The organism is Microbacterium sp. AG238 (genome assembly GCF_003610405.1).
In the GTDB taxonomy this organism is placed as follows: domain Bacteria; phylum Actinomycetota; class Actinomycetes; order Actinomycetales; family Microbacteriaceae; genus Microbacterium.
Window position 1 is genome coordinate 803,843 of the sequence record NZ_RAQC01000001.1, and the last position, 12,950, is coordinate 816,792.

The 12,950-nt window shown below is 69.5% G+C and carries 12 protein-coding genes; 4 read left to right on the forward strand and 8 right to left on the reverse strand.

The window, feature by feature from the left end:
• Nucleotide 1 precedes the first annotated feature (1 nt).
• Both DEU36_RS03820 and DEU36_RS03825 read right to left on the reverse strand, forming a co-directional pair.
• A complete protein-coding gene (locus DEU36_RS03820) occupies nt 2–1,777 on the reverse strand; it encodes a MinD/ParA family protein (protein ID WP_120264342.1) in 1,776 nt (591 codons plus the stop codon).
• Nucleotides 1,778–1,827: 50 nt separating this feature from the next.
• Complete coding sequence (locus tag DEU36_RS03825) at nt 1,828–5,235, reverse strand: pyruvate carboxylase (RefSeq protein ID WP_120262992.1); 3,408 nt, start codon at nt 5,233–5,235, stop codon at nt 1,828–1,830.
• A gap of 90 nt (nt 5,236–5,325) precedes the next feature.
• Here DEU36_RS03825 and DEU36_RS03830 point away from each other — a divergent pair, with 90 nt between their 5' ends.
• Nucleotides 5,326–6,147, forward strand: a complete 822-nt coding sequence (locus DEU36_RS03830) for a ParA family protein (RefSeq protein ID WP_120262993.1) — start codon at nt 5,326–5,328, stop codon at nt 6,145–6,147.
• Nucleotides 6,148–6,219: 72 nt separating this feature from the next.
• On the opposite strand, the gene DEU36_RS03835 is transcribed toward DEU36_RS03830, so the two are convergent.
• The 3 genes from DEU36_RS03835 to DEU36_RS03845 all read right to left on the reverse strand — a co-directional run bounded on the left by DEU36_RS03835 (nt 6,220) and on the right by DEU36_RS03845 (nt 8,037).
• Complete coding sequence (locus DEU36_RS03835; protein WP_120262994.1) at nt 6,220–6,765, reverse strand: MerR family transcriptional regulator; 546 nt, start codon at nt 6,763–6,765, stop codon at nt 6,220–6,222.
• Between the two features lie 100 nt (nt 6,766–6,865).
• On the reverse strand, nt 6,866–7,546 hold the full coding sequence (locus DEU36_RS03840; RefSeq protein ID WP_183045276.1) for a MerR family transcriptional regulator: 681 nt from the start codon (nt 7,544–7,546) through the stop codon (nt 6,866–6,868).
• On the reverse strand, nt 7,543–8,037 hold the full coding sequence (locus DEU36_RS03845) for an FHA domain-containing protein (protein WP_023951596.1): 495 nt from the start codon (nt 8,035–8,037) through the stop codon (nt 7,543–7,545). The genes DEU36_RS03840 and DEU36_RS03845 overlap by 4 nt, the downstream gene beginning before the upstream one ends.
• A gap of 106 nt (nt 8,038–8,143) precedes the next feature.
• Here DEU36_RS03845 and DEU36_RS03850 point away from each other — a divergent pair, with 106 nt between their 5' ends.
• Both DEU36_RS03850 and lpdA read left to right on the forward strand, forming a co-directional pair.
• On the forward strand, nt 8,144–8,698 hold the full coding sequence (locus DEU36_RS03850; RefSeq protein ID WP_120262995.1) for a copper resistance protein CopC: 555 nt from the start codon (nt 8,144–8,146) through the stop codon (nt 8,696–8,698).
• Nucleotides 8,699–8,707: 9 nt separating this feature from the next.
• Complete coding sequence (gene lpdA, locus DEU36_RS03855) at nt 8,708–10,108, forward strand: dihydrolipoyl dehydrogenase (protein ID WP_120262996.1); 1,401 nt, start codon at nt 8,708–8,710, stop codon at nt 10,106–10,108.
• 86 nt (nt 10,109–10,194) lie between these two features.
• On the opposite strand, the gene DEU36_RS03860 is transcribed toward lpdA, so the two are convergent.
• Together DEU36_RS03860 and DEU36_RS03865 are read right to left on the reverse strand one after the other, a co-directional pair.
• Nucleotides 10,195–10,827 (reverse strand): CYTH domain-containing protein, encoded by a 633-nt coding sequence (locus tag DEU36_RS03860; RefSeq protein WP_120262997.1) that lies wholly within the window; start codon nt 10,825–10,827, stop codon nt 10,195–10,197.
• Nucleotides 10,817–11,062: a response regulator gene (locus tag DEU36_RS03865; protein ID WP_120262998.1), complete on the reverse strand. Its 246-nt coding sequence runs from the start codon at nt 11,060–11,062 to the stop codon at nt 10,817–10,819. The genes DEU36_RS03860 and DEU36_RS03865 overlap by 11 nt, the downstream gene beginning before the upstream one ends.
• Nucleotides 11,063–11,159: 97 nt before the next feature.
• On the opposite strand from DEU36_RS03865, the gene DEU36_RS03870 reads away from it, so the two are divergent.
• A complete protein-coding gene (locus tag DEU36_RS03870; RefSeq protein ID WP_120262999.1) occupies nt 11,160–11,891 on the forward strand; it encodes a glutamine amidotransferase in 732 nt (243 codons plus the stop codon).
• Between the two features lies 1 nt (nt 11,892).
• Here DEU36_RS03870 and DEU36_RS03875 read toward each other — a convergent pair whose 3' ends face one another.
• Nucleotides 11,893–12,906 (reverse strand): YihY/virulence factor BrkB family protein, encoded by a 1,014-nt coding sequence (locus DEU36_RS03875; RefSeq protein ID WP_120263000.1) that lies wholly within the window; start codon nt 12,904–12,906, stop codon nt 11,893–11,895.
• Nucleotides 12,907–12,950 lie beyond the last annotated feature (44 nt).

Sequence of the window (12,950 nt, forward strand, 5' to 3'; positions counted from 1 at the left end):
GTCAGGCCGCCGCCCCGAGACGCAACCCCTCGACCACGCTCGCTGCGAGCGTGCGCGCGGCCTCACGCGTCGCCGGATCGAGGTCGCGGAACGACACGGCACTCCCTGCCGCGAGATGCGGGTCGTACGGCACCCGCAGCACCGAGCGGACGCGCGTGGCGAAGTGGGTCTCCAACTCCTCCGCACGGACCATCGGCGTGCCCGGACGAGACGTGTTGAGCACCACGACGGCGTTCTTCACCGCGTCGGCGAAACCGTTGGACTCGAGCCACGTCAGCGTCTCGGAGGCCAGCCGCGCCTCATCGACGGAGAGCCCGGCGACCACGACGATCTGGTCGGACATCCCGAGCGTCGCCCCCATGACGGAATGCACGATTCCGGTGCCGGTGTCGGTGAGGACGATCGAGTAGTAGTGCGCAGCGATCGCAGCGACATCCTCGTAGTCGTGGTCGCTGAAAGCTTCGGAGATGTGCGGGTCGGTGTCGGACGCGAGCACGTCGAGGCGGGTCTCGTCTCGCGCGACGATCGCGGAGAGATCGTTGAACCCGACCACCTCGCCCCGAGCACGCGCCAGGTCGCGCACGGTCTTGCCGCTCGTGCGGCCGATGCGATCGGCGAGCGTGCCGCGGTCGGGGTTGGCGTCGATCGCGATGACGCGGTCGTCGCGGGCGTCTGCGAGCGCCATCCCCAGCAGGGTGGTCACGGTCGTCTTCCCGACGCCGCCCTTACGCGAGAGCACGGGGACGAACTTCGCCCCACCCGCGAGCGGGGCCGAGATACGGCGGTCGAGCTCTTTGCGGGAGCGGGCCCGCTTGCTGTCGCCGAGGTTGATGCGATGGCCCGAGACGCTGTACACCAGGCGCTGCCAGCGCCCTTCGGGCTCGGCCCGAACGACCTGGGCCGGATCGAGAAGGCGCTCGGCGGTGAGCAGATCCGCTGTTTCGCGGCCCGGCTCGAGATCGCCCAGACGCCGCGACTGCAGCACGGGCTCTGCCTGACGCGTGACCTGGACCCGCTCGCTCGCGTGCCGGACCTGCTCGGCGACGTGGTGAGCCTGGCGGCGGGTGGTGGGCACGGATCCGGTGATCGGCGTCGAGGTCGGCACGACGGTCGCGACGACCACCCCGCCGTCGACGGCGTCGACGTCCTCAGGCGCGGCGGCGGCGTTCTCCACTGCGACGTCCGAGGCACCCGCAGCAGCATCCGGCGCATCCGCGACGACGTCGGCGATCGCCGCGTCGGCGGGTCCGGGCTCGGAGTCGTCCTCGTCCTCGATGGTGGCGGTCACGACCTCGCCGGCGGGCTCTGCGGCCCCCTCGTCGACGGAGGTGTCGCTGTCGACGTCATCGACGGCGTGATCGAATGACCCGTCTCCCGCGGTCTCGTCCGCCTTCGGGAGCCCGTGGTCCTCGAACTCGTGGTCTTCGACCTCGTCGTCTGCGAGCTCGTCGTCCGCATGGGGTTCGTCGCCCGACGCGTCGTCGACACTTCCCCCGTCCTCGGAGCCGCGGACATCGGCGTCGTACGACACCTCGGCAGCGTCATGCTGCTCGTCCTGGCCGCCGCCGAGCGGGATGTCGCCGGTCGTCAGCTGCTCGTCGCCGATCTCACCGTCGATGACGTCGTCGTCGTCGAGGTCGTCGTCAGCGACGGGAAGCGCGACGTCGACCTGCGCGGTGCCACCGACGATACCGATGGCCGTCGTGTGGATGCTCTCACTGTCGGCGAGGACCGCGGGATCGGTCTCGTCGGGCTGGTTCTCATTGCGCTCAGGCATGTTCTGCTGCATCCACTCCAAGGTCTCGAGCTCGCGCCCGACCCCTTAGGCTACCCGCCGGTCCGGACGACGACCAAAAGGTCCCCGGCCTCGACCGCGGCCGTCGGATCGACCACGAGCCGTTCGACGACGCCCGCCACGGGCGCTGTGATCGCCGCCTCCATCTTCATCGCCTCGATCGAGGCGACGGGTTCTCCCGCCTCGACGGCGTCGCCGACAGCCACCTTGAGCGTGACGACACCCGAGAACGGGGCGGCGACCTGGCCGGGAACCGACGTGTCGGCCTTCTCGGCCTGACGGGCCTCGACGCTGATGCTGCGGTCGCGGACGAACACCGGGCGCAGCTGACCGTTCAACGTCGCCATGACCGTGCGCATCCCCTTCTCGTCGGCCTCGCCGATGGCCTCGAGCCCGACGTACAGCTGCACGCCCTTCTCGATCTCGACGACGTGTTCGGCGCCGGGCACGAGACCGTACAGGTAGTCCGCGGTGTCGAGCACGCTGAGGTCTCCGAAGGTGTCGCGCACCCGGTCGAACTCCTGCGTGGGCGTGGGGAACAGCAGCGAGTTCAACGTGCGTCGCCGTGTCGGCGAGTCGGCGTCGAGGGCCGCGGCCTGCGACGGTGAGAGCTCGGCGGCGGCGGGCCGCACGGTGCGCCCGGCGAGCACCTTCGACCGGAACGGTTCGGGCCATCCGCCCGGCAGGTCACCGAGCTCGCCGGCCATGAAGCCGACGACGGACTCCGGGATGTCGTATGCCCCGGGGTCGGCGGCGAAGGCGGCGGGATCCGCCTTGACGGCTGCGAGATGCAGGGCCAGATCGCCGACGACCTTCGACGACGGCGTGACCTTCGGAACCCGGCCGAGGATCTGGTTGGCCGCGGCGTACATGTCCTCGATGAGCTCGAAGTCGTCGGCGAGGCCGAGCGCGATGGCCTGCTGGCGAAGGTTCGACAGCTGGCCGCCCGGGATCTCGTGACGGTAGACGCGCCCGGTGGGGCCGGGAAGACCCGACTCGAACGGCCGGTACATGTGTCGTACCGCCTCCCAGTAGGGCTCGAGGTCCGAGACGGCACCCAGGTCGAGCCCCGTGTCGCGTTCGGTGTGCGCGAGCGCGGCCACGAGAGCCGACAGCGACGGTTGGCTGGTCGTGCCGGCCATCGGCGCGGACGCTGCGTCGACGGCATCCGCTCCCGCGGCGCTCGCGGCCATCAGCGTGGCGAGCTGGCCGCCGGCGGTGTCGTGCGTGTGCACGTGGACCGGCAGATCGAAGCGTTCGCGCAGCGCGGAGACCAGGCGCGATGCTGCGGCGGGGCGCAGCAAGCCGGCCATGTCTTTGATGGCGAGGATGTGCGCACCGGCGTCGACGATCTCCTCGGCGAGACGCAGGTAGTAGTCGAGCGTGTAGAGGTCTTCGGCCGGGTCGAGCAGATCGCCCGTGTAGCAGAGTGCGACCTCCGCGATCGTCGTCCCGGTCGCGAGCACGGCGTCGATCGCCGGACGCATCTGCGCGACGTCGTTCAGCGCGTCGAAGATCCGGAAGATGTCGACGCCGGCGTCTGCGGCCTCACGGACGAAGGCTTGCGTGACCGCGGTCGGGTAGGGCGTGTACCCCACGGTGTTGCGACCGCGCAGCAGCATCTGCAGTGCCACGTTGGGCAAGGCTGCACGCAGCTTGTCGAGCCGCTCCCACGGGTCTTCTCCGAGGAAGCGCAGCGCGACGTCGTAGGTCGCGCCACCCCACGCCTCGACCGAGAGGAGCTGCGGGGTGAGACGGGCGACGGCGGGTGCGACCGCCACGAGGTCCTTCGTGCGCACCCGGGTCGCCAGGAGCGACTGGTGCGCGTCTCGGAAGGTCGTCTCGGTGACGGCGAGCGGCGTCTGGCGGCGCAGCGCCTCTGCGAACCCCGTCGGACCGAGTTCGAGCAGCCGCTGGCGCGAGCCGGCCTGCGGCGGCGCGGTCAGGTCGAGTCGCGGAAGCTTGCTCCGCGGCTCGACGCTCGTCGGGGCAGAACCGTGCGGACGGTTGACCGTGGTGTCTGCGAGCCATCCGAGGATCTTCGACCCGCGATCCTTCGACGTGCGCCCCTCGAGCAGTTCGGGGCGCTCGTCGATGAACGACGTGCTCAGGTCGCCGCGGGCGAAGGAGGGGTCATCGAGCACCTGCTGCAGGAACGGGATGTTGGTCGAGACGCCGCGGATGCGGAACTCGGCGAGGGCACGGCGCGAGCGCACGACCGCCGCGCCGAAGTCCCTGCCTCGGCAGGTGAGCTTGGCGAGCATCGAGTCGAAGTGCGGGCTCACCTGAGAGCCGGCGGCGGTCGTGCCGCCGTCGAGACGGATGCCGGCTCCGCCCGGCGACCGGTACGTGGTGATCTTTCCCGTGTCGGGGCGGAACCCCTGTGCGGGGTCCTCGGTGGTGATGCGGCACTGCAGGGCGGCGCCGCGCAGCTGGATGCTGTCTTGAGTGAGGCCGAGCTGCGCCAGGGTCTCCCCCGCCGCGATCCGCATCTGCGACTGCACGAGGTCGACGTCGGTCACCTCCTCGGTGACGGTGTGCTCCACCTGGATACGAGGGTTCATCTCGATGAACACGATCTCGCCCGCGCGGGGCCCGTCGGTCTCGAGCAGGAACTCGACGGTCCCGGCGTTCACGTAGCCGATCGAGGTCGCGAAGGCGATCGCGTGCCGGTGGAGGGCGGAACGCGTCTCGTCGTCGAGGTTGGGGGCCGGCGCGATCTCGATGACCTTCTGGTGACGACGCTGCACCGAGCAGTCGCGCTCGAACAGGTGCACGGTCTCCCCCGTGGCATCGGCGAGCACCTGGACCTCAACGTGACGCGGACGGCGGACGGCCTGCTCCAAGAACACCCGGGCGTCGCCGAACGCGCTGCCGGCCTCGCGCATGGCCTCGGACAGGGCTGGGGCGAGCTCGTCGGGAGTGGCGACGCGCCGCATTCCCCGACCCCCACCGCCGGCGACGGCCTTGACGAAGATCGGGTAGCCGATGTCACCGGCCTGCGAGACCAGGACATCGATGTCATCGGAGGCCTCCGTCGATCGCAGCACCGGAACGCCGGCGGCGACCGCATGGCTCTTGGCGGTGACCTTGTTGCCCGCCATCTCGAGCACGCGTGCGGACGGACCGATGAAGGCGATGCCCGCGTCGGCGGCGCGTGCGGCGAGCTCGGGGTTCTCGGACAGGAACCCGTAGCCCGGGTAGATCGCGTCGGCTCCGCTCTCACGCGCGACCCTGATGATCTCGTCGACGTCGAGGTAGGCCCGTACGGGATGACCCTTGACGCCGATCTCGTAGGCTTCGTCGGCCTTCAGCCGGTGAAGCGAGTATCGGTCCTCGTGCGGATAGACGGCGACGGTACGCGCCCCCAGCTCGAAAGCGGCGCGGAAGGCGCGGATGGCTATCTCACCGCGATTCGCGACAAGGATCTTGCGGAACATGCTCACCTCGCTGGGCTGAGTCGCACGGCGACGGCGCCGCGCGGGGGCTCGAATACCCTCACAGCCTAGGGGACGGTAACGTAGAGCCTCGTGCACGTACTTTCCGTCAGCTCGCTCAAGGGCGGGGTCGGCAAGACCACGGTCACCTTGGGGCTCGCATCCGCCGCGTTCGCCCGCGGTGTCCGGACGTTGGTCGTCGATCTCGATCCGCAGTCCGACGTGTCGACGGGGATGGACATCCAGGTCGCCGGCCGTCTCAACGTCGCCGATGTCCTCGCCAACCCGAAGGAGAAGGTGGTCCGTCAGGCCATCACCTCGAGCGGGTGGGCGAAGGTGCATCCCGGCACCATCGACGTTCTGATCGGCAGCCCGTCGGCCATCAACTTCGACGGACCGCACCCCAGCGTGCGGGATGTCTGGAAGCTCGAAGAGGCGCTGGCCACCATCGAGGCCGATTACGACCTCGTCCTCATCGACTGCGCCCCCTCTCTCAACGCCCTCACCCGCACGGCGTGGGCAGCGAGCGACCGCGTCATCGTCGTGACCGAGCCCGGTCTGTTCTCCGTCGCCGCGGCCGACCGAGCGCTGCGCGCGATCGAAGAGATCCGACGCGGTCTCTCCCCGCGCCTCCAGCCTCTCGGGATCGTGGTGAACCGTGTTCGCCCGCAGTCGATCGAGCACCAGTTCCGCATCAAAGAACTGCGCGACATGTTCGGCCCCCTGGTGCTCTCACCCCAGCTGCCCGAGCGCACCTCGCTGCAGCAGGCTCAAGGCGCGGCGAAGCCGCTGCACATCTGGCCGGGAGACTCCGCGCAGGAGCTCGCGTCCGATTTCGACGCGCTGCTCGACCGCGTGCTCCGGACGGGCCGTATCGCCGTCGCGGGCGAGGCCCCCACGGTCACACCGAGCTGAGCCGCCCGGACCCACACGAACGAAACCCCGGCTGCACCCAAGGTGCGCCGGGGTTCTGTGTACGGGGAGGTCTCAGGCGCTGCGCGCAGCGCGACGCGTCGCGAGCTCGTCGACGGGGTCCGGAGCCTGCGGGTCGAACTCGACGAGCGTCGACTCGACCTCGCGCAGCACCTTGCCGACCGCGATGCCGAACACGCCCTGCCCACGGCTGACGAGGTCGATGACCTCGTCGTTCGACGTGCAGAGGTACACCGAGGCGCCGTCGCTCATCAGCGTCGTCCCGGCGAGGTCGCGGATGCCCGCGGCGCGAAGCTGGTCGACGGCGACGCGGATCTGCTGCAGCGAGATGCCGGTGTCGAGCAGCCGCTTCACGAGCTTGAGGACGAGGATGTCGCGGAAGCCGTAGAGCCGCTGCGATCCCGAGCCACTGGCCCCGCGCACGGTCGGGACGACGAGTTCGGTCCGGGCCCAGTAGTCGAGCTGGCGGTAGGTGATGCCGGCGGCACGGGCGGCCTGCGCCCCGCGATATCCGGCTTCGTCGTCCATCTCGGGAAGACCGTCGGTGAAGAGGAGGTCGGTCGTGAACCGCATCTCGCCGAGCGAATCATGCGCGGTCATCTGGTCCTCCTGCCGGACGGTCGGGTTTCTTCCACGCTAGATGAGGGATGCCGCCGCGGCAACGACATCCGGTCAGAGCCCGCGGCGTGTCGCGCGGTGCTCACCGGACCAGTCGGTCGATCGCGGTCTGGACGAACGCGGAACGGACATCGTCGAGCCGACGCAACAGCTCGGGGGCGAGTTCGTGCGCACGCCCACGAGCCGATGAATCGGTGCGGCGCAGCAGCGGCGCGAGGGCCGTCTCGACGAGCGCCACGTCGCGTTCTGCCGCCTGTCGGACAGTGCGGAGGTGGCGCGGCCCGATCCCGTGGCGATCGAGCGCCACGAGCGTGCGCAACAGAACCAGCGCGCGCTCGTCGTAGGTGTCAGCGGCAGGCAGCAGCCCGGCAGAGACGGCGTCGCCGAGCAACGCCGGGGTGGCCTCGGCCTGGTCGATCAGCTCGTCGCGCCGGTAGCGCCGATGCTGAACGATGGATGCCGGCAACGCAGGAGGAGGACCCTCCGCCCCCGGGTCATCGAGGTACTCCCGAATGCGGGCCAGCGGCATGTAGTGGTCGCGCTGGAGTGTCAACGCGGTGCGCAGACGTTCGACATCGGCGGGTGAGAACTTCCGATACCCCGACCCGGTGCGGGTGGGGGTCACGATTCCCTGATCTTCGAGGTACCGCAGCTTGCTCGAACTCAGCGCCGGGAACTCCGGGCTGAGCCGGGCGAGGACCTGACCGATGCTCAGGTGACCCGCCGCCGTGGACCGGCCGCGGGCAGCGGGAGCCGCGCTCACGCGCCGGTCGCCGGAGCGCGATCGAGCGGTGAGACGAAGAAGTTCAGGCGGAACTTGCCGACGCGCAGTTCAGCCCCGTCGGAGAGCACGGCACGGTCCACACGCTCGCCGTTGACATAGGTGCCGTTGAGCGAGCGCTGGTCCACGATCTCGAAAGCCGACCCCGTGCGGGTGATCTCGGCGTGCCGACGCGAGACGGTGACGTCATCGAAGAAGATGTCGGCCTCGGGGTGGCGGCCGACGGTCGTCACGTCGGTGTCGAGCAGATACCGCGCGCCCGCGGTCGGGCCCGAACGCACCAGAAGCAGGGCCGCCCGCTCGGGCAACGCCTGGATCGCGTCGCGCTCCACAGCGGTGAGGTCAGCCCCGAACGGCACGAACGACAGGTCCAGGTCGTGCCCGAACGTCTGCGTCGTGTCCGAGGAACCGCTGTGCGGCGCGCGGTCGGGTCCGCGTCGGATGTCGTCGACGTCTCGATCCTTTTCGTCCACAGTGTCCTCCTCTTCCGGGCCAGCCTAACGGATCGGCGACGAGTCGCGAACGCGAATACCGGGCCCTCTCACCCCGTTCATATAGCCGAGGATTAGGCTCGGCACGATGTCTGCACGCACTCCTTCGCTTCGCACGCGCCTGCTCGTGGGTCTCGGCCTCGTGCTCGGCCTCGCTGCGGCTTCGCCCGCTTCGCCCGCTCTGGCACACGACGAATTGCTCGCCTCCGACCCTGCCGCGGATTCGACCGTCGCCGCGCTGCCCGACGAACTGACCCTCACCTTCAGCGGCGTACTCATCGACGAGGACGGCGTCAATGCGATCTCGGTGACCGATGCGGCCGGCACGGAGCTCGCCGAGGGCGCGCCGACGCTCGACGGGACGACGGCGACGCAGGCCCTCAGCGGAGACAGTCAGGGGCCCATCACGGTGCGCTGGCGCGTCGTCTCGAGCGACGGTCATCCGGTCTCCGGAGAGTTCTCGTTCGTCGCCGGCGACCCCGCTGCGGCGCCCACGGCGTCGACCGATGGAACCGCCGAGGCCGCACCCGCCGAAGGCCTGCCGGCGGTGTTCTGGATCGTCGTGTCGATCGTCGCGGTCGCCGGTGTCATCGCCCTCGTCGTCGCCCTGATCGCGGCGTCTCGGCGGCGCACCGAGGACTAGGCTGGGACCATGCCTCACTACAACGTCGTCATCCTCGGCGCGGGCCCCGGCGGGTATGTCGCAGCTGTCCGCGCTGCGCAGCTCGGACAGTCCGTCGCGATCATCGAAGAGAAGTACTGGGGAGGCGTCTGCCTCAACGTCGGCTGCATCCCCTCCAAGGCTCTGCTGAAGAACGCCGACCTCGCCCACACCTTCAAGCACAAGGCCGATCTCTTCGGCATCAGCGGAGATGTGAACTTCGACTTCGGCACCGCGTTCGACCGCAGCCGCAAGGTGGCCGAGACGCACGTCAAGGGCATCCACTTCCTGATGAAGAAGAACAAGGTCACCGAGTACGAGGGCCGCGGGTCGTTCCTCGACGCGAAGTCGATCCAGGTGACCAAGGCCGACGGCTCGCAGGAGACGGTGACGTTCGACAACGTCATCATCGCCACGGGCTCGACGGTGCGCCTGCTCCCCGGCGTGCAGCTGAGCGACAACGTCGTGACCTACGAGGAGCAGATCCTCACGCGCGACCTGCCGAACTCGATCGTCATCGTCGGCGCCGGCGCGATCGGCATGGAGTTCGCGTTCGTCATGTCGAACTACGGCGTGAAGGTCACGATCATCGAGTTCCTCGACCGCGCTCTCCCCAACGAGGACGTCGAGGTCTCGAAGGAGATCCAGAAGCAGTACAAGAAGTACGGCATCGACATCCTCACCTCGACCAAGGTCGAGCAGATCGTCGACTCGGGCGACAAGGTCACGGTCTCGTACTCGGCCAACGCCGACGGCGCGAAGGGTCAGATCGAGGCCGACAAGGTGCTCATGTCGATCGGCTTCGCTCCCCGTGTCGAGGGCTTCGGTCTCGAGAACACCGGTGTCAAGCTCACCGAGCGCGGCGCGATCGACATCGACGACTACATGCGCACCAACGTCGAGGGCATCTACGCGATCGGTGATGTCACCGCGAAGCTGCAGCTCGCGCATGTCGCCGAGGCGCAGGGCGTCGTGGCGGCCGAGACCATCGGTGGAGCCGAGACGCAGACGCTCGGCGACTACCGCAACATGCCGCGCGCGACGTTCTGCTCGCCGCAGGTCGCGTCGTTCGGTCTCACCGAGCAGCAGGCGCGCGACGCCGGCTACGACGTCAAGGTCGCGAAGTTCCCGTTCTCGGCCAACGGCAAGGCCAACGGTCTGGGCGAGCCCGTCGGCTTCGTCAAGCTCATCGCAGATGCCGAGCACCTCGAGCTCCTGGGCGGCCACCTGATCGGCCCCGACGTGTCGGAGCTTCTGCCCGAGCTCACCCTGGCGCAGAAGTGGGACCTCACCGCGCTCGAGGCAGCGCGCAACGTCCACACGCACCCCACGCTCTCGGAGGGCCTGCAGGAGGCCTTCCACGGTCTCGCGGGGCACATGATCAACCTCTGACGCTCGCGTCACGCAAAGACGAACGCACCGCTCGGCTCCGGCCGGCGGTGCGTTCGTCTTTGCGTGTCGGTGAGAACCCGGGAGGCTTAGCGCCCGAGAGCGCGTCCGAGCTTGGATTCGGATGCCGCGGGCGCTCCCCCGGCCGAGGCGACCAGCTCATCGGCCGCGGCGAAGAGCGATGCGACGCCCTCCGCGCTGCGCGGTGCTGCGGGCCCGAGCTCGAGCTCCCACTCGCGCCAGGAGCTGACCCGCCCGGATCGCTCATCGGTCGCCGTCACCCGGTCGTCGACGAACTCCGCGACCATGTCACCCTCGGCATCGAGCAACGCGAACGCGGTGCGCGAGTTGCGGATGCGCGCGATGACCTCGAACGGCGGCTGCGCCACTTCGGCCAGCTCGGCGACGATCGCCTCGGGCACCTCGAGCGGAGCCGATTCGTCGGCGTCGTCGAGGGGCCAGTGCGTCTCGAGCTTGCCTTCCGGCGTCGAGCGCTTCACGTGCCAGCCGGCGTCGGGTCCGCCCGTGCGCCGTCGGAGCGCTGTCAACGCAGCGGCGAGCCGACCGTCGGCGGTGTCGAGATAGCGCGCGTCGAGCGCGCGGGGCTCGGCCTCGCCTACCGTCGCGACCCCCGGAAGCGTCGACCAGTCGGGAACGGCCGTGTCGTCCCCGACGTCGTATTTGCGCTCGACCTCGAGCGAGCTGCGCGGCTCAGTCGTCACTGGTGACGCGGTCGTCGCGCTCATCGGTCGAGGGGTCGATGTCGCCCTCGGCTTCGACGAAGTGGAACTCCGACGACGTCGGGCCGTCACCCTCGCCCGTGTTCTCGGGCTGGCCGGCGCGCTCGTAGACCACCTGGGTCTCGCTGTAGGGAAGGATGAGCCGGTCTGACGCGTCGTCGTCCAGCGGAAGGGTCTGCCCGTCGAGGGGACCACCGTGCAGTCGTGCAATAGCCATGTTCTGACCTCCTGGCTCCCGACGATACCCTCGCGGGCCGACCCGGCCGATACGCTTGCGCCATGCGTGCTCGGCGACTACGAAAGCACCCCCGGGCGTGAAACCGTTCGTGCTGCTCGCGACCCGCGCCGAGGACGTCCCCGCCGATGAGGAGTACGAGCTCTTCCTCCGTCACACGGGGCTCGAGCCTGCATCGCTCCGCCGCGTGCGCCTCGAGGCGGGCCCGATGCCGGAGATCGACCTCGACGACATCTCGGGCATCTTCGTCGGCGGCGGCCCGTTCAACGCGTCCGATCCGTGGGAGCAGAAATCCCTCGTGCAGCGCCGCGTCGAGGCGGAGTTCTCGAACCTGCTGGCACGGGTCATCGCGCACGACAGCCCGTTCCTCGGCGCCTGCTACGGCATCGGCACCGTGGGTGCGTTCCTCGGTGCCACGATCGACCGCCGGTTCGGCGAGCCGATCAGCGTCGTCGACGTCGAGCTGACGGACGCCGGGCGGCGCGATCCGCTCCTGGCCGGGATGCCGCCGACGTTCCCCGCGTTCGTCGGACACAAGGAAGCGATCTCGGCGCTCCCCTCACGCGCCGTGCTGCTCGCTTCCTCGGCCGGATGCCCGGTACAGATGTTCCGGGTGGGCGAGAACGTCTACGCGACGCAGTTCCACCCCGAGCTCGACCTCGAGGGCATCACGACCCGCATCCACGCCTACGCCGGCTACGGATACTTCGCTCCCGACGAGCTCGACCTGACGCTCTCCGCGGTGCGCCGCAGCCCGGTCACGCACACGGGTTCGATCCTCAGCGCGTTCGTCGAGCGCTACGCGCGGTAGATCAGGCGCCCGCTTTCGCGCGCTCCTCGGCCTCGAGCTCGCGGGCCTTGTCGAGCTCGCGGGCGGCGGCGGAGACGGCATCCTCGGCACGCTGCACGCGACGCTGCAGGAACGTCGTGGCACCGAAGCGCGACCGGACGCGGTCCTCCTCTTCGCGCACACCCGTGACGATGTACGCCGTGGCGATGAGGATGACCTGCGACGACAGGTTGAGCCACAGCAGCAGCGCGATGAGCGAGGCGAATGACGCCAGCAGCGGGTTCGAGGTCGCTCCGCCGACGAACAGTCCCGACAGCTGCTGCAGCACCGTCAGCCCGGCGGCACCGAGGAGTGCGCCGCTCCAGAGCGCGTGCTTGCGCACCTTCACGCCGGATAGGACTCGGAACAGAACCGCCACGACGACGGCGTCGAGAGCGAACACCACCACCAACGACACGGCCCAGCCGCCGAACTGCACGAGCGGGTTGTCATCGGCGAAGCCGAGGAGATCGGCGAGCAGTCCGACCCCGGCCGTCCCGAGGAACGTGACGCCCGCGGCGGCGATGAGGGCGCCGCCGATGCCGATCGCGAGAGCGAGGTTGCGGAGCATCACCCAGACGAACAGCACATCGTCGGTCGTCTGGTCGGCGATGGCACGCATGGCGGTGCGGAGCGATCCGATCGCGCCGATCGCAGCGCCGACGAGACCGACGGTCGCGATGATGCCCGCGATGGTGAGCCCGGCGGGCGCCTGGATGTCGTCGAGCTTGATGAGACCGTCCTCTCCAACGAGTCCGGGGATGACCCGATTGACGGCGTCGATGAGGGTCTGCCAAGCGACGGGATCGCCGGCGAGCCAGAGCGCCGCGACCGAGAACCCCAGAAGGACACCGGCGAAGACGCTGAACAGGGTGCGGTACGTGACGCTGTCGGCGAGAACCGGTCCACGGTGCTCGCTGTACAGCAGGAACGCGCGCACCGGTTTGCGCTGCAGCGCCCACGCGATCGAGCGGGAGACGAAGGTGGACTCGGCCATGCCGCCACGATAGCGCGGCGCTCGCCCCGGCCCCCGTGCCCTTG